At 74.9% G+C, this 17,082-nt stretch carries 10 protein-coding genes; 4 read left to right on the top strand and 6 right to left on the bottom strand.

What is annotated here, in order from left to right:
• Positions 1-220: 220 nt before the first annotated feature.
• The gene (locus R3E88_16530; GenBank protein MEZ4218094.1) at positions 221-922 is read left to right on the top strand and encodes a hypothetical protein; all 702 of its coding nucleotides are present in this window, start codon (positions 221-223) and stop codon (positions 920-922) included.
• Between the two features lie 123 nt (positions 923-1,045).
• Here the strand turns inward: R3E88_16530 and R3E88_16525 are convergent, their stop codons facing one another.
• Positions 1,046-3,349 carry a tetratricopeptide repeat protein gene (locus tag R3E88_16525; GenBank protein ID MEZ4218093.1) on the bottom strand — a complete coding sequence of 768 codons (2,304 nt, stop codon included), beginning with the start codon at positions 3,347-3,349 and terminating at the stop codon, positions 1,046-1,048.
• A gap of 139 nt (positions 3,350-3,488) precedes the next feature.
• Here R3E88_16525 and R3E88_16520 point away from each other — a divergent pair, with 139 nt between their 5' ends.
• Positions 3,489-4,436 carry a tetratricopeptide repeat protein gene (locus tag R3E88_16520; protein ID MEZ4218092.1) on the top strand — a complete coding sequence of 316 codons (948 nt, stop codon included), beginning with the start codon at positions 3,489-3,491 and terminating at the stop codon, positions 4,434-4,436.
• Between the two features lie 43 nt (positions 4,437-4,479).
• Here the strand turns inward: R3E88_16520 and R3E88_16515 are convergent, their stop codons facing one another.
• The 3 genes from R3E88_16515 to R3E88_16505 all read right to left on the bottom strand — a co-directional run bounded on the left by R3E88_16515 (position 4,480) and on the right by R3E88_16505 (position 9,867).
• The gene (locus R3E88_16515) at positions 4,480-5,814 is read right to left on the bottom strand and encodes a sigma-54 dependent transcriptional regulator (protein MEZ4218091.1); all 1,335 of its coding nucleotides are present in this window, start codon (positions 5,812-5,814) and stop codon (positions 4,480-4,482) included.
• Positions 5,811-7,100, bottom strand: a complete 1,290-nt coding sequence (locus tag R3E88_16510; protein ID MEZ4218090.1) for a HAMP domain-containing sensor histidine kinase — start codon at positions 7,098-7,100, stop codon at positions 5,811-5,813. The genes R3E88_16515 and R3E88_16510 overlap by 4 nt, the downstream gene beginning before the upstream one ends.
• A 160-nt stretch (positions 7,101-7,260) precedes the next feature.
• A complete protein-coding gene (locus tag R3E88_16505) occupies positions 7,261-9,867 on the bottom strand; it encodes a TonB-dependent receptor (protein ID MEZ4218089.1) in 2,607 nt (868 codons plus the stop codon).
• A 342-nt stretch (positions 9,868-10,209) separates the two neighbouring features.
• Here R3E88_16505 and R3E88_16500 point away from each other — a divergent pair, with 342 nt between their 5' ends.
• Positions 10,210-11,685, top strand: a complete 1,476-nt coding sequence (locus tag R3E88_16500) for a hypothetical protein (GenBank protein MEZ4218088.1) — start codon at positions 10,210-10,212, stop codon at positions 11,683-11,685.
• Positions 11,682-13,409 (top strand): hypothetical protein, encoded by a 1,728-nt coding sequence (locus R3E88_16495; GenBank protein MEZ4218087.1) that lies wholly within the window; start codon positions 11,682-11,684, stop codon positions 13,407-13,409. Before R3E88_16500 ends, R3E88_16495 begins: the two co-directional genes overlap by 4 nt.
• A 7-nt stretch (positions 13,410-13,416) precedes the next feature.
• Here R3E88_16495 and R3E88_16490 read toward each other — a convergent pair whose 3' ends face one another.
• Together R3E88_16490 and R3E88_16485 are read right to left on the bottom strand one after the other, a co-directional pair.
• Entirely contained in the window at positions 13,417-15,795 is a 2,379-nt protein-coding gene (locus R3E88_16490) for a hypothetical protein (GenBank protein MEZ4218086.1), read from the bottom strand.
• Positions 15,792-17,051, bottom strand: a complete 1,260-nt coding sequence (locus R3E88_16485) for a hypothetical protein (protein ID MEZ4218085.1) — start codon at positions 17,049-17,051, stop codon at positions 15,792-15,794. Before R3E88_16485 ends, R3E88_16490 begins: the two co-directional genes overlap by 4 nt.
• Positions 17,052-17,082 lie beyond the last annotated feature (31 nt).

The following is a 17,082-nucleotide window of genomic DNA, read 5'->3' as shown; positions in this document are numbered from 1 at the left end:
CCAGCCCAGCCACCGCGTCGACGCACGACGCCACGCCCACGCGCCCCCCGCCAACACACCCACCCAGCCCAGCCACGACACCGCCGTCCCCCACGTCCCGAACGGGCCCGACGACATCTCCACCGCGTGGATCACGCTCAGCCGCCACGGCAACGGCCACACCCACAGACCCACGTACCTCCACCACACCCGAGGCTCCGTCCACCACCGCTCCCACCACGTGAACGGCTTGCGCGCATACCCTCCCGACACGCTCCCCGCGCTCGCACCGTCGAACCCGCCGTACGCCCACAACAGCACCCCGAACAGCACCGCCGCCGCGCCCCACATCCAGCCCGTCCGACGCACGTACCCCCGGAGATCCTCCCGCCCCGACCCGTACCCCCACTCCCACAGCCACACCACGACCGGCCACGTCGCCGCGATCTCCTTCGAGCCGAGCGACAGCACCCACAGCACCACCGCGCCCGAACGCCAGCGCCACCGCGCCCCCACCGACCGCGACGACCCCACCAGCCACACCCACAGCGCCGCCACGTACAGCAGCGTCGACAGGCTCGTCATCCGCTGCACCACGTACGTCACCGACTGCGTCGCCAGCGGGTGCGATGCGAACACGAGACCCGCGATCCAGCCCGCCCACGCGTACGAGCCCGCTTCGAGTCGACCCGACGCGTCGAACGAACGCGACCACCGACGCACCACCCCCACCACGCACAGCGACGCCAGAACGTGGATCCCCACGTTCACCAACCGGTACCCCCACGACTCCAGACCGAACACCGCGTGGCACAGCGCAAAGCTCCCGTTCGCCACTGGACGAGGCGTCGGGCTCCACAGACGAAGACCCCTCACGCTCGACCACGCATCCCATCGAAGCCGGATCCCGGGGTTCAACGTGATGTTGTTCTGGTCGTCGTAGGTGAACGGAGCGTCGAGCGCGCGCGCGTAGGCGAACGCGACGACGGCGACGATCGCGAGCGCGCCGAGCGCGCACGCCGCGCGCGGCCCGAGCGCGGCCGGGGCGCGCGAGCCCGGCGCGCGCTCAGTCACGCGCACCGCTCGCGCCACCGGGAAGGACCGCCGCGTCGCCGCGCGCGAGCGCGCGCATCGCGTCCGCGAGGTCGGCGCGCCCCGCGCGCGCCGCGCCGCGCGCGACCTCGGCGGCGACGGCGGCCGCGCGCTCGCGGTCGCCCGCAGCGGCGAGCGCCGTCGCATACGTGCTGCCGAGATCGAGGTCGCCCGGCTGCGCGCGCAGCCCGGCCTCGGCGAGCGCGACCGCGCGCGCCGGGTCGCGCAGCCGGGGGTCGCGCGCGGTGGCGAGCATCCAGGCGAGATTGTTCTGCGCCACCGGCCACGCGGGCGCGAGCGCGTGGGCGCGCGCGAGCGCAACGGCGCGCGCTTCGTCGCGCGCTTCGTCGCGCGCCTCGTCCCCCGCGTCGCCGCGCTCGCCGTCGCGCGCGTCGCGGGCCGCCTCGGCGCGCGACCAGTACGCGAGCCCGAGGTGGGAGAAGAGCTCGGGGCTCGGTGCGGGCGAAAGAGAGCGCGCGCGCTCGAAGTCCACGATCGCGCGCCCGTGCTCGCCGCGCTTGGCCGCGACGATGCCGAGCTTGAGCGCGGGCTCGGCCGCGTGCGGAGCGGCGCGCACCGCGCGCGCGTAGCTGCGGCGCGCAGCGCGATCGTCGCCGCGCAGGAGCTCGACGTCGCCGAGCGCGAGCCAGGCCTCGGCCGCGTCGGTCGCGGCGGCCGCGCGCGCGAACGTGGCGCGCGCCTCGTCGACCCGCCCGGCCAGCAGCTGCGCGCGTCCGAGCCCGAGCGGCGTGAGCGGATTGTCGGGCTCGAGCTCGAGTGCGCGCTCGTAGCGCGCGACCGCTTCGCCGCTCCGACCGAGCCCGGTGAGCGCATTGCCGATGTTCGCCTCGATGCGCGCGTCGCCCGGCCGCAGCCGCTCGGCGCGCTCGAAGACCTCGAGCGCCTCGGCGAAGCGCCCCTGCCCCGAGAGCTCGAAGCCGAGGTTGACGTGCGCGCTGAACTCGTCGGGATACTTCGCGAGGACGTCGCGCCACAGGCCCTCGGGCGTCCGCCAGACGTCGTTGCGCGCGTGCGTCGCGCCGGCGAGCGCGATCGCGACCGCGGCCAGCGCGGCCGCCGCGACGGACGGTCGCGCGCGCAGCAGCGATCCCGCGACCCAGCTCGCCGCGATCGCCGGCCCGAGCAGCGGCAGGTAGTGGCGATGCTCCATCGCGAGCGCGAGCGGCAGTGCCGTCGACTCGATCGCGAGGTGCAGGAACCACCACGCGAGCCCGAACGACGCGACGCGGTGGCGCCGCGCGAGCGCCGCGATCGCGGCCAGCGCGGCGAGCACGGCCGCGAGCGCCGGGAGCGTCGTCGCCGGCGACGCGAGCCCGCGCGACGGCGCGATGTCGTGCAGCAGCGACAGCCGGGACGGCGCGGGCCACAGGATCTGGCTCGCGTACATCACGAGCACGCGCGGCTCGCTCAGCAGCCGCTCGAGCGGCGTGAAGTCCTTGTCCGGATAGCTCGAGAACGGGTCGTAGCCGCTCATCTCGAGCATCACGTAGGCGGCCACCGCGGTCGGCGCGCCGACGAACAGCAGCACGACGGCGCTCTGTCGCAGGAAGGCGCGGTCGAGGTCGCGCTCGAAGTACCACTCGTAGAGCCACGCCGCGAGCGGCGCGACGGCGGCCGTCTCCTTCGATCCGAGACCGAGGCCCCACGCGGCGACCGCCGCGCCGTAGAGCGTCGCGCGCCGCCCCGAGCTCGCGCTGCGCCGCCCGAGCACGAACGCGATCAGCGCGAGCAGGTGGAACGTCGCGGCGAGCGAGCTCATGCGCTGCACGACGTACGTGACGGCCTGCGTCTGGACGGGGTGCACGACGAACAGCAGTGCGGCCGCGAACGCCGCGGCGCCGACGGCGTGCGGCGGCGGCTGCGCCTGTCCGCGCAGCGTGCGCGCGCGCGCGAACACGAGCCACGCGAAGGCCCACGCGAGCAGGCCGTTCGCGAGGTGGAGCGCGACGTTGATCGCGTGGAACGCGCGCGCGTCCGCGAGCCCGAAGCGGTACTGCAGACCGAAGGTCGCGAGCGCGACGGGCCGCTTCGACGGGCTGTCGACGACGGCCTCGACCCAGCCGGCGAGCGTCGCGCGCGACCAGTGGAGCGACGCGCGCTGCGTGATGTTGACGAGGTCGTCGTAGACGAAGCCGGCGTCGAGCGCGTTCTCGTACGCGAGCGCACCGAGCACGACCAGCACCGCGACTCCCGCGGCGACCGCCGCGGCGCGCGGCGCGACGCGCTCCTCCCCCCGCTCGCTCGAGCGCTCGCTCACGAAGCCCCCCGGCACCGCGCGCGTCCGTCGCGCGGCGCCCGAGCATACCCGTCCGCCCGCGTCCCATCCGATATACTGCGCCGCCTCCGATCGACCCTTCGAGCCCGCTGCACGCGCGCTGCAGCTCCGTTGCGAGGCCGTGATCCCCATCGCTCGTCCGCGCCGATCCCGCCCGGGCCGCCGACGCCGCGGCGTCGCGCTCGCCCTGCTCGCCGCCGTCGCGTGGAGTGTCGCGGCCTGCGGCGACGACGGCGCCGCGGCGCGCGCCCGCGCGAGTGCGGCCTACGATCGCGCCGTCGCGCACGCCCAGGCCGGCCGGCTCGCGCCCGCGCGCGACGCGCTCGCGGAATCGCTGCGCGACGCGCCCGAGGTCGCGCACGTCCGCAAGCTGTACGGCGTCGTGCTCGAGAGGCTCGACGACGTCGAGGGCGCCGAGCGCGAGATGCGCGAGGCGGTGCGGCTCGCGCCCGACGACCCGGACGCACGGCTCCACCTCGCGCGCATCGAGCGCAAGCGCGCGCTCGACGCGCGCATCGCGCTCGCGCACCACCGCGCTTCCGAAGCCCCCGACGACGTCGCGCTCCGCTACGCGCTCGGCGAGCTGCTGCTCGAGCGCGGGCGCTTCGACGGCGCGCTGGTCGAGCTGCTGCGCGCGGAGCGCCGCGGCGGCAGCGACGCGCGCTCGAACGCGCTGCTCGGGCTCGCGTATGCGGGCCAGCAGCGCCACGTGCGCGCGCTGCACCACCTGAGCGAAGCGCTCCGACTCGGAAGCGACGACCCGCGCGTGCGCGCCGAGCTCGTGTTCCTGCTCGCCACGAGCCGCGCCGACGACCTGCGCGACCCCGAGCGCGCGCTGCGCGAGGCCGCCCCCGCGCTCGAGGGCGCTCCGACGGCGCGCCTCCTCGACGGTGTCGCGGCCGCCTATGCGGCCGTCGGCCGCCGCGCGGATGCGGATGCCGCGATCGCCCGCGCCATCGCCCGCGCCGTCGCCGACGACGATCACGTGTCCGCACACGAGATGGAGCAGCGACGCGCCCGCTACCGCGCGGGCGACACCTGGCTCGGCCCGCCCGTCGACCCGACCTGATCGGCGCTGCGCGCCGAGCCGAGAGAGCGCGCGCGAGCGCGCGCTACTTCCCCTCGATCCCGAACTCCTGGAGCTTGCGGCGCAGCGTCGAGCGATCGATCTGGAGCAGCCGCGCCGCGCGGCTGCGGTTGCCGTCGCACTGGTCGAGCGCGTGCAGGATGGCGCGTCGCTCGATCTCCTTGAGCGAGAGCCCCTCGGCGATCCGCAGCGCGCCGCCCTCGGCGCCGTCGACGTCCCGGTCGTCCTCCACGCTGGCGCCCGGCTCGTAGCCGGGCGGCAGGTGCTCGAGCGCGAGCGCGTCGCCGCCCGCGACCGCGGACGCGCTGCGCACGACGTTCATCAGCTCGCGTACGTTGCCGGGCCACGGCGCCTGCTGGAGCGCGTCGAGCGCCTCGTCCGTCGGCTCGGGCGCACCGGCCGGCAGGAAGTGGCGCACGAGGAGCGGCACGTCCTGCGCGCGGTCGCGCAGGCGCGGGAGGCGGATCTCGAAGCCGCGCAGGCGGTAGTAGAGGTCCTCGCGCAGCTCGCCGTCCTCGATCATCGCGCGCGCGTCGCGGTTGGTCGCCGCGATGAAGCGCACCGACACGCGGTGCGTGCGGCTGCTCCCGACGGGCCGCACCTCGCCGTCGTCGAGCACGCGCAGCAGCTTCGCCTGGAACATCGGGTCGAGCGTCTCGAGCTCGTCGAGGAACAGCACGCCGCCGTGCGCGTCGCGCAGCAGGCCCGAGTGGTCGGAGTCGGCGCCCGTGAACGCGCCCTTCTTGTGTCCGAAGAACTGGCTCTCGAAGAGGTCGCGCGGCGACACCGCGCAGTTGTGCGCGACGAAGGGGCCCGCGGCGAGGCCCGAGCAGCGGTGGATGGCGCGCGCGACGAGCTCCTTCCCCGTGCCCGTCTCGCCGGTGATGAGCACGGGAACGTCGCTTCGCGCCGCGAGCATCACGCGGTGCCGCACTTCGACGATCGCCTTGCTCGCGCCCACGATGTCCTGGAGCTTCTCGTCCTCGGCGGGCGGCGCGCGACGCGTCGCGAGCGCGCGCTCGATCGCCGTGAGCACGGTGTTCGGCGCCGCGGGCTTCACGAGGTAGTTGGTCGCGCCCTGCCGCACGAGGTCGACGATCTCGGCGATGTCGGACGCGGCGGTCAGCACGATCACGGGCAGGCTCGGCCAGCGCTGCCGGACGTGCGCGAGCAGGTCGGCGCCGCCCATCTCGGGCATGTGGAGGTCGGTCACGACGAGATCGAAGCCGCCCGCCTCGAGCTCGACGATGGCCTGCACGCCGTTCGCGGCGGTCGCGTTCGCGTAGCCCTCCTGGTCGAGCAGCACGCGCAGGTACTCGCGCGCCGAGCGCTCGTCGTCGACGATCAGGATGCGGCTCATCGCGGTGCCTCCCGGTTCCCGTCTTCCGCACGCGCCGCGGCAGCGCCCGCGATCGCCGCGGCGCCGTCCGCGGCGGCGCCGCGCACGGGCAGCGTCACGTCGAACACCGCGCCCCGCTCGCGGCGCGGGCCGAGCCCGAGCGCGCCGCCGTGCTCGACCGCGATGCGCCGCGCGAGGAAGAGGCCGTAGCCGCTGCCCTCGGGCTTCGTCGTGTAGCCGGCGCGGAAGATGCGCTCGAGGTCGTCGCCCGGGACGCCCGGGCCGTCGTCGGAGACGCGCAGCGTCAGGCTCTCGCGGCGCGCGTGCGCGGCGAGCTCGGCGGCGCCGCTCCCGCGCATCGCCTCGATCGCGTTGCGCAGCAGGATGAGCAGCACCTCCTCGAGCTCGTCGTCGCCGATGGCGAGGTCGGGGAGGCCGGCCGGCACGTCGAGCGTCCACTTCACGTCGGGGTGCGTCGCGCGCACCTCCGCGATGCAGCGCGCGACCACGGCGTTCGGCCCCGAGCGCGCGCGCGCGCGCTCGAGCCCGCCGGCCGCCGCGCGCTCCTCGAGCGTGAGGCGCGCGAGCTCCTCGAGGTCGTCGATCGCGGCCCGCAGGCCGTCGAGCGCGGCGCGGCTGCGCTCGTGCACGTTCGGCTCGATGAGCGCGACGAAGCCGCGCAGGCTGTGCACGGTGTTCTTGAGGCCGTGCGCGAGCCGCCCGACGCTCTCGCCGAGGCGACCGAGCGCGCGCTCGTCCTCGAGCGCACCCTCGAGCGCCCCGAGCCGCTTGCCGAGCGTCTCGCGCTGGCTCTCGAGCTCGTGCTCGCGCCGCTGCGCGCGCCGTTGATAGGCGTACGTGATGCCGCCCATGCCACCGAGGAAGCCGAGCTCGAGCGCGAGCATCGGAACGGCGCCGTGCAGGCCGAGCACGAGCTGCTGGGCGACGAGCGCCGCGCCCGTCGCTCCCGTGACGAGGAGGATCGAGAGCGGCTGGAACACCATCCCGGCGAGCATCACCTCGAGCCACAGCCCCGCGACGAAGGGCGATGCGACGCCGTGGGTCACGCCGATGAGCGCCGTCCACGCGCCCACGCCGATCAGCGGCGAGGCGCGCATCGCGACCGGCTCGGCGCGCTCGGACACGCGCATCAGGTAGAGGCCGAAGTTGAGGACCGCGCTGCCGGCGACGACCGCGAGCACCGCGAAGCCGACCCGCAGCTCCTGGCGCAGCAGGTACGCCATCAGCGCGCTGGCGCAGATCGCCAGGTGCCGGAAGAGCAGCACGCGTGCGAAGGTCGAGTTCATGCGAGCCCCGCTTCGCCCGGAAGCGGCGCATCCTACGCCACTTCCCCCTCGAGGCGCGAGCGGGAAGGCCGGAAAATGGAGCGACCTGCGCCACCTCTGCGCGCAGCCTGCCCCCGGAGCGCGGGCCGGGTGCGGGGCGCGCGGCGCGCGGCGCGCGGCGCTAGAAGCTGTAGCCGAGCTTGATGCCGGCGCGACGCGGCGGCGCGTACTGCGCCTGCACCGATCCCTGCACGCCGAAGCTCACGAACGTGCGCTTGTCGAGATCGGTGATGTTGTCGATGAAGGCCTCCGCCCTCCACCGCGTGTCCTGGCTGATCCAGCTGATGCGCAGGTTCACGTGGTGCGTGCGCCGCTGGTCGTACTGCGGCGTGTCCCACTCCCGGAACGTCGTGCGGCTCTGGTACGTGTACTGCACCTGCGGCGCGACCTTGCCCCAGGCGGGGAGCCCGAGCGTCGTCGTGTCGATCTCGTAACGCAGCACGAAGTTGAGGTTGTACTTCGGCGAGCGCGGGAGCGGATTGCCCGAGAGATCCTGCTGCACGCCGGCCTTCGGGTTGTCGATCGTCGTGCCCGGGATCTGGTTGGGCTCGCCGGGGTCGGCGAGGCGGAAGTTGTCGATCTTCGCGTCGAGCAGGTTGAAGTTGCCGATCAGCGAGAGCTCCGGCGTCGGGAACACCTGCCACTCGATCTCGAAGCCGCGCACGAGCGCGTCGCCGTTGTCCTCGCACTTGAAGTCGATGCCGAGCACGAAGCACACCTGGAACGGGTCGTAGTCCGTCCAGAAGAGCGTCGTGTTGAGCATCATGCGCTGGTCGAAGAAGTAGTTCTTCGACGTGAGCTCGACCTGGCGGACCTTCTCCGCCCCGTACGAGGCGCACTTGTCGGTGCTGCCCGTGTTGCCCGCGCCGCTCAGCGCGCAGTCCTGGCCGAGCGGGAAGCCGCCGGGCTTGAACCCCGTCGTGTAGCTGAGCGAGAGGCTGCTCTGGTCGGTCAGCTGCCAGCGGCCGAAGGCCTTGTACGTGACCGCCTGGAACGGCTCCTCGAGCCGGATCGTCGGGAGGAACTCGAGCGTCGGCGGCAGCGAGCCGCCCGAGTTCGGATCGACGCTCAGGTTCACGTTCTGGCGCGTCGCGGCGAGATCCTTCGTGTCCTCGCTCCAGCGCACGCCGGCGCCGAGCTTGAACGCCTCGGTGAGGTCGTAGGTGGTCTCGGCGAAGCCCGAGAGGTGATCGGTCTCGATGCCGTTGAGGATGCCGAAGTCGGTCGCCGAGTTGCCGCCGCTCAGGTCGACGAACGCCTCGGTGTCCGTCTTCTCCTGCCACCAGATCGCCCCGATCATCCAGTTGAGCGGGCTCTGGTCGCGCGAGCGCAGCTTGAACTCGGCCGAGTACTGGTCGGAGAGCGCGTTCGTGAACACGCTGATCGCGTCGGCATCCGTCAGGTCGGAGTCGAAGTCGACGTCGACGCGCGTGCGGTTGAACGCCCAGAGCAGCTCGGCGCGGACCGGGCCGAGCGGCGACGTGTCGATGTCGTACGCGAAGAACGCGCGCGCGAACCACTGCTCGATGTCCTGGCCGCCGGGGAAGTCGCGGTACGTCGCGCGCGGGTCGGTCGACGTGCGCGGGAAGCGGTTCCACAGCCCCGTGCGCACGTAGTTCAGGCTCTCGTCGATCGGCGTGCTCGGGTCGTCGGGCAGGCCGCTCAGCCGCTCGTCGATACCGGGCGTGTTCGGATCGTCCGGCGCGGGGCCGAGGCCCACGTTCGAGCCCGTCTGCGCGAGCGTGCCGGGCTCGGTGAGCAGGTGCTGCGCGGGGCCGTTGCCCTTGCGGAACGCGTGCTGCCCGGTCAGGTGGTACTCGAAGTTGCCGAGCAGGCCGCGCGCCTGGACGCGCGCGAGCAGGTTGTTCGCGTTGTCCCAGGCGTCGTCGTCGTCCCAGAAGAGCGTCTCCTGCCTGTGGCCGACGGCCTTGCGACCGATGCCGCGCTGGTAGCCCTGGTGGCGCTCGTACCGGCCCGTCACGCGCACCATCAGCATCTCGTCGACGATCGGCGAGTTGATGAAGCCGCGCACGATGTGCTCGTTGTACGAGCCGATCTGGTAGTCCGCCTCGGCCTGGAACTCCTCGCTCGGCTTGATCGAGTTGATCTCGATCCAGCCGCCCGTCGAGTTGATGCCGCCCTGCGTGCCCTGCGGACCGCGCAGCGCGTTCACGGCCTCGATGTCGTAGAACGCGCCGAGCACGGCCGTCGGCCGGCCGAGCGCGATGCCGTCCTGGTGGACGAGCACGCCCTGCGAGCCCGTGAGCGACAGGTTGTTGATGCCGACGCCGCGCAGCGTGACGACCGCCTGCGTGCCCGACTGCCCGATGTGCAGCGACGGCACGTTCTGCTGCAGCGACGCGACGTCCGACACGCCGAGCTGGTCGAGCTGCTCCTGGCCGAACGACGTGATCGCGATCTGCTGGTCCTGCTTCTGGACGTCCGTGCGCTGGCCCTTGATCTTGATCACTTCGGCCGCGGGGTCGGCCTGCGGCTGACCTTCGCCGTCGCCCTCGCCTTCGCCCTGCGCGCGCGCGCGCGTCGCACCGACGAGTGCGATCGACACCGCGAGCGCGATCGGGAGCGCGATGCGAAGCCGTCGCCGCGCGCGCACTGCGCCGCTCGACCGCGCGAACGCGAACGCGCCGGCGGCGAGCAGTGCACAGGTGATCGCGAACGAGGACGGGGCTCCGAGCTGGACCGACGGCGGCGCGAACAACACGTGCATGACACCTACTGACTTGCCGAAGGAATTCCGAGGCGTACGGGCGCACGGACGCATCGACGATTCGCGCACGGCGAAGCCGGCCGCGCCATCCGGTGCTCCGGGACTATGCGGCGGCGATCTCTCGGCTGTCAAGCTGGAAAGCCCGCGGATTGACGCCGCTTTTCGCGGTTCGTCGGCGACGATTTCACGTCGCACCGCGCGCGCGCGCGCCGCGTTCGCGCAACGCGAGCGTGATACCGTTGCGCGCCCATGGGCCACACGAGCATCTCGCTTGCGCTGATCCTCGCGGGATTGGCAGTCCTCGCCCTCGTCCAAGGATGGAAGGCCCGGCTCGACGCGCCGATGCGTCACGCAGCGCTCGCGGTCGCCGTTCTGCTGACGTTCGTCGGCCACCTTCGCGTCGTCGAGCGGCGGGGCGACGACCCGACGCCCGTGCTCGCGCGGCCGACCGTCCACCTCCACGAGTTCCTCCACTACTTCATCGGGACCAAGTACTTCCGCGAGCTCGGCCACGACGACCTCTACGAGGGCATCGTGCTCGCCGACCACGCGGACGACCCCGCGCACTTCGTCCCGCGCGACCGCATCCGCAACCTGTCGACGAACCGCGTCGACCGCACGCGCGCCGACGTCGTGCGCGAGGGCGCGCGCATCCGCGAACGCTTCACGGACGCGCGCTGGGAGGCCTTCCGCGCCGACGTCGCGCTGCTCCGCGACGCCTTCCCGAGCGTCGAGTCCTGGCACCGCTCCGCCATCCTGAAGGACCACGGCTACAACGGCACACCGCTCACGTCGACGCTCTTCGGCCGCATCTCGAACCAGCCCTGGCTGTCGACCTACGCCTTCCTCGAGATCCTGCGCCACGTCGACATCGCGCTCGTGCTCGCGATGCTCGCGCTCGTGCTGTGGCGCTTCGGGGCGGACGCCGCCCTGCCCTTCGCCGCGCTCTGGTACGCCAACCCGTTCAACGACTTCGGCTTCATCGGCGGCAGCTACCTCCGCTACGACTTCGCGCTCTGCCTGGTCGCCGCCTGGCTCGCGCTCGCCTCGCGCCGCTACGCGATCGCGGGGGCCGCGCTCGCCACCGCCGCGCACTTCCGCATCTTCCCCGTCTTCTTCGCGGTCGCGCTGGTGGCGCACGACCTGCTGCGTCCGGGCGGCGCGGCGCGCCGCGCCGCCCTGCGCGCGCACCGCCGCCTGTACGCGTCGTTCGCCGCGACCGCCGTCGCGATCGCCGCCGTGTGCGCGCTGAACCCGTCGCCGCCGGGGACGAACACCTGGTCGCTCTTCCTCCACCGCATCGCGACCCAGGAGAAGGCGTTCGGACTGAACGGCGTCGGCGTCGAGTCGATCCTGCTGCCGTCGGACGAGCACGGCGAGGAGGCGATGCTGCAGCTGCGCGTTGCGGGCGACGCGCGCGACTGGGAGGAAGTCGTGGCCGACCACGTCGCGCGCCGCTGGCCGGCGCGCGCGGCGCTCGTGCTCGCGGTGCTCGGCGGCGCGGTCGTGCTCGCGCGGCGCCTGCCGTTCGAGCAGGCCTTCTACCTCGGCTTCCCGCTCTCGTTCGCCGCGCTCTACCTCTCGCACTACTACTTCATGGCGCTCGGCCTGCTCGCGCTCGTCTTCCGCGACGACGAGCGCGCGCTCTTCGTCCTCACCGCGTTCACGGGAGCGATCCTCGTGCTCGCCGCGCCGCCGCTCTTCGCCGACGACATCGTGCGCTTCGCGGTCGTGAGCGCCGTGCTGCTCGCGATGCTCGGCGGCGTCGGCGCCGCTGCGGCGTGGCGCCGGCGCGCCGCACCGGCGCACACGGGATGACCGCGCACCGCGGGGAAGGCGCGCGCGCGGCGTCGCTCGCGCTCGCGGCCGTGCTGCTCGCGCAGGTCGCGATCGGTGCGCACTACGTGGCGCGCACGGGGCTCGTCGACCGCGCGAGCGGCGCGCGCGTCTTCGTGCTCTGGGACGACGCCATGATCTCGATGCGCTACGCGCGCAACCTCGCCGCGGGCGACGGGCTCGTGTGGAACCCGGGCGGCGAGGCGGTGCAGGGCTACACGAACCTCGGCCTCACGCTCGCGATGGCGGGCGTCCACGCGCTCGGCGCGCGCCCCGAGACGGCGTCGCTCTGGATCCAGCTGCTCGCGCTCGCCGCGCTCGTCGCGACGAGCGCGCTCGCCGCGCGCCGCGCGACCGACCTCGCGCGCCGCGCGTCCGGCCCGCGCGACGCGGCGGCGAGCGAGACCTCGCCGCGCGCGCGCGGCGGAGAGGAATGGGCGGGCGTCGGCGCCGCGCTCGCCCTCCTCGTCTGCGCACCGCACCAGATCTTCGCGCTGCAGGGCGCCGACACGATCTTCGTCGCCACCTGCCTGTTCGTCGCCGCCGCGTCGTTCGCGCGCGCGCGCAGGCTCGGAGCGATCGCCGTCGGCGCCCTCGCCGCCGCCGTGCTCGTGCGCCCCGACGCGACGCTCTTCGCGCTCGCCGCGGCGGCCGTCGCCGCGTGGACGGCGGCGCCGGGCGCGCGCGGGCGCGCCGCCGCACCGACGCTCGCCGCGATCGCCGCGCTCTGGATCGCGCTCGTCGCGTTCGGCCTCGCCTACTACGGCGACCCGCTCCCGAACACCTACTACCTGAAGGCGACGGGCTCCCCGCTCGCGAAGGTGCTGGCGAGCGGAGTCGATCAGCTCCTCGCCTTCGGGTGGCGCTGGCTGCCCGCGCTCGCGCTCGCCGCGTGGGCCGTGTGGAGCGCGGTGCGCGAGCCCGCACCGCCGGGCGCACCGGCCACCGCGCACACGCACGCGCGCGCGCATCCCGAAGCCGTGCTGCTCGCCGCGTTCGTCGCGCTCGCGACCGCCTATCACGTCCAGGTCGGCGGCGACTGGGTGCGCGACTACGGCAGCCGCTACCTCGTGCAGGTGCTCCCGGCCGTGGCCGTACTCGCCGCGGCGGGCGCGTTCCGCGCCGCCGCGCGCGCTCCCGCCGCCGTGCGCGCGGCGTTCGCCGTCGCCGCGCCCGTCCTCGCGTTCGCGGCCGGTGGCCCGCCCGCCGCGATGCACGAGTGGACGACGCCGTCGGCGCCGACGCTCTTCCACGCCGAGAACCAGGGCAACTTCGAGCGCGCGCGCTTCCTGCAGCGCGCAACGCGCGGCGACACGCTCGTCGCCGCGCACTGGGCGGGCATCGGGCCGTACTTCGCCGAGCGACCGAGCGTCGACGTGCTCGGCCGCGCCGATCGCCACATCGCCCACCTCGAGGTCGATCGCTTCATCCCCGGCCACTCGAAGTGGGACTGGGACTACGTGCTCGACGTCGTGCGCCCCGACCTGATCGACTTCGGCTCGCGCGGGCTGCGCGACCACCCGAGCTTCCGGCGCGACTATGCGGCGCTCGTCGTCGGCCCGCAGGCGGTGCTGTTCGTGCGGCGCGAGTCGCTGCCGAAGATCCTCGACCCGACACTGCTCGTCGTGCCGCTCGCGGACCTGCTGCCGCCGCTCGAAGACGAGCCCGGCGACGGCGGCGACGCGGGCGACGGCGCCGCCGGGTGACGCGCGCTCAACGCCCGTCCGTCGCGACCCCGGCGTCGCGCGCGCGCTGCGCGGCCGCGCGCGCCGCATCCGCGAGGCCCGCGCGCTCGTAGCACGCGACGAGCGCGCGCCAGAGCTTCGGCTGCGCGGCGTCGAGCGCGAGCGACCGCTCGTAGTAGTACGCCGCGTCGCGGAAGCGGCCGCTCCGCTGCGCGACGAGCCCGCTCGCCGCGTGCAGCGGCGCGAGCGACGCGGCACCGGCGCCGCGCGCCTCCTCGTCGCGGATCTGCTCCGCGAGGAAGCGCGCCGCCTCGTCGGGGTGCGCGACGTCGAAGGCGCCGTCGGTGATCGCGGCGAGCACGGCGCCGGAGCGATTGCCGCGCGCGAGCGCGTCGCGCGCGAGCGCGACGCGCAGCTCGCGCGCGCCCTCGCTCGCCGCCACCTGCAGCCGCACCTCGACGACGTCGTCGCGCGCGAGGTCGCGCTCCGCCACCCGCGCGAAGTGCGCGCGCGCCGTCGCGTCGTCGCCGCGCGCCTCGGCGAGCGCGCCGAGGAAGACGCGCGCGGGCAGGTCGTCGGGGCGCAGCGCGAGCACCTCCTCGCTCGCGCGCGCGGCCGCATCGCGCGCGCCGACGTGGGCGAGCAGCGCGGCGCGCCCGCTCGCGTCCGTCGCGTCCGCCATGCGCGGCGCGAGGCCGTCGAGCCAGTCGGGCGGGTCGAGCGCGCGCGGGATCGCGGCGCGCGGGCGCGCAGCGGCGTTCCAGTCGAGGGCGAGCGCGTCGGCGAGCGGCGCGGTCGCCGGCGTGCGCCGCAGGTAGAGCGCGTGCGCGCGGTCGTAGTAGACGGGCACCCAGTCGGGCCGCGCCTCGAAGTCGCGGATCGCCTGCGCCATGAGCGGGAACTCGAGCAGCGCGGTGTCGAGGCCGAGCGCGTCGACGATGCGCAGCATGGCGCCGCGCTCGCCGAGCTGGCGCGTGTTCTCGAGCACGATGTCGACGCCGTACACCTCGAGGCGCCCGTCGAGGTAGACGCTGCCCTCGCCGCCCTCGTGGATCAGGTAGCTCGCGTCGGAGAGGCTCGAGAACACGGGGCGCGGCAGGCCGTGCTCGGCCGCGAACGCCATCGCCTCGATCGGGAAGATCTCCTGGCGCACGCCGAAGCCGAAGCGCTGGTGCCAGCCGCGCGGGCGCCAGAGTGCATCCGTCGCCGCCGCCGCCCCGAGGCCGACCGCGATCGCGAGCGCGAGCGCGCGCGAGGCGGCGCGCAACGCGGACAGCCCGCGCATGCCGCTCGCCTCGGCGTCGGCGAGCTGGCGCGCGAGCGCCCAGCCCGCGACCGGGCCGAGCAGCGCGGTGTTGCGCGACGACAGGAGCGAGAAGCCGACGAAGCCCGCCCACGCGACGACCCGGAAGAGCGGCGCGCGTCCGGGAAGCAGCCACCCGGCGAGCGACACGGCGAGCGCACCGACGTACGTCCCGAAGTAGACCGCGTCGGCGCGGAACGCGAACGGGCTGCGCAGCTCGACGATCGCCTCGCGCAGCTTCGACCCGACGCCGATCTGCTCGACGATCGTGGTCGGATAGACGTAGCCCATGAAGAGATAGGGAGTGACGAACGCGGCGAGCGTCACCGCGCCGGCGGCGAGCGCGAGCTCGCGCCGCGCGCGCCGCGACAGCGCGGGCTCGAGGCCGAGCCGGTCCGCCGCGCGCGGCGCGCGCGCGGCGAGCGCCTCCGCCCCCCACGCCGCCCACGCGAGCGCCGGCCCGACGATCCACAGCGTGTGCGCGTTGCTCCACACGACCTGCACGAGCGGCAGCCATGCGAGCGCGCGCGCGCTCGCACCGAACGCGCGCGCCTCGCCCTCCACCACACCCAGCGCCTCCGCCGCGCGCGCGCGCGCGCGGTGCGCCTCGAAGGCCACGAGCATCGCGATCACGCCGGCGTACGTGGCGAGCTCGGGGCGGAAGCGCAGGCGCGAGTGCAGCAGCAGCACGGCGACGGCCAGGCCCGCGGCGCGCGCCCACGCCCGCGCGGGCCGCATCGCGCGGTCGAGACCCGCGAAGCACAGCGCGAGCACGACGAGCTTCGCGACGATCAGCGCGTTCAGGCCGAAGCGGCTCGCGAGCGCGTGCGCCGCGGTGAAGAAGAGCCATCGCTGCTCGATCCACGGCCGCCCCGGAAAGCCGAAGCTGAACGGGTCGACCGTCGGCAGGCCGTGCTCGGCGATCCACCGGCCCGCCCGCAGCTGCCACCACAGGTCGATGGCCGCGAGCTGCGTCGTCGCGACGAGCAGCAGCGCGACGAGTACCAGCGCGACGAGTCCGCGATCGCGCGCAAGCGCGACGAGTCCGCGATCGCGCGCGGGCGACGCCGACGGCGCGGTGGCGTCGCGCTCGTTCGCGCTCATCGCGCGCGCCCGGCGGCGGTGCGCGCGCTCCGCCCGAGCGACGCGAGCCCGCGAGCGGCGAGCGGTGCGAGCGCGATGGCGACCGTCACCTTCGGCGTGTGCGGCGTCTTCTGCGGGAACGCGCACGCGAGCCAGAGCGCGAGCGGCAGGATCCACTCCGGCGCGCTCGCGCGCGTCGTGCCGAGCACCGCGAGCGTCGCGATCCCGAAGAACGCGGCGACGTCGAGCACCTCGACGACGAGCGCCGGGTACTCGGGAATCCACAAGCGCAGCTCGAGGCTGCTCGGCAGCAGCAGCCACTCGACCGCGCGCTCGAGCGCGCCGCCGAGATAGCCGAGCGGGTCGGCGAGCAGGATCGCGCGGAAGCTCTCGAGGGCCGCGGCGCTGCGCGCGGGCGGCGCGCCCGCCGCGAGCCACGCGTCGACGTCGAGCGCGCCGAGGTTGAAGGCCGACGTGTCGTCGAGCGGTGCCCCGCGCTGCGCGAGCGCGAGCGCCGCGAGCGGAACGACGACGGCGAGCGCGCCCGCGGCGAGCGGCGCGGCGACGCGCGCTGCGAAGCGCTCGGCGCCGCGCGCGCGCAGCGCCCAGACCGCCGCGGGAATCGCCAGCGCGGCGCCCGCGGCCTTCGTCATCGCGGCGGCGCCCACCACGGCGCCGAGCGCGAGGAAGCGCGGCGCCAGCGAGCGCGCGGCGCGCGACGCGCGCGCGGCGTCCGGCGCGGACGTGTCGCGCGACGCGAGCACGGGCTCCGCGCGCGGGGCGAGCGCCGCCGCCGCGAGCGCGAGCGCGCCGAGGGCGATCTCGGTCGGCGTGTGCCGCGCGTACAGCACGAGCTGCGGGGACAGGGCGAGCGCGCCGAACACCGCGATGCGCGCGCGCACACCCGGCGCCTCGTCGGCGCGCGGCCACGACGCGCGGCGCCGCGCGTTCGCCGACGCGAACGCGAGCGCGACGCACGCCGCCTGGAGGCCCAGCACCGCGGCGCGCTCCGGCGCCACGGCGAAGCCCGCGCCTAGCAAGAGCTGCCACAGCGGCACGCGCAGGAACGGCCCGTCCGTCGCGAGCGCGTGGTGCTCGGCCAGGCTGCGCGCCAGGTGGAGCAGCTCCGGGTCGTCGAGCGCCGGCCGGTATGGCGCCGCGGCGCTCACGACGGCGATCGCCGCGGCCCACAGCGCGAACGGCACGAGCGCACCCGCCGCGCGCGCGCCGAGCCCGCCGCACCCCCCGTCGCCCGTCGTCGCGTTCGAGGCACCCACGCGGCGCGCAGTCTAGAGCAGCGCCGCGCCG

Source organism: Myxococcota bacterium, from assembly GCA_041389495.1.
GTDB lineage: Bacteria > Myxococcota_A > UBA9160 > UBA9160 > UBA4427 > JAWKRT01.
This window is presented reverse-complemented; position numbering and strand designations above follow the sequence as displayed.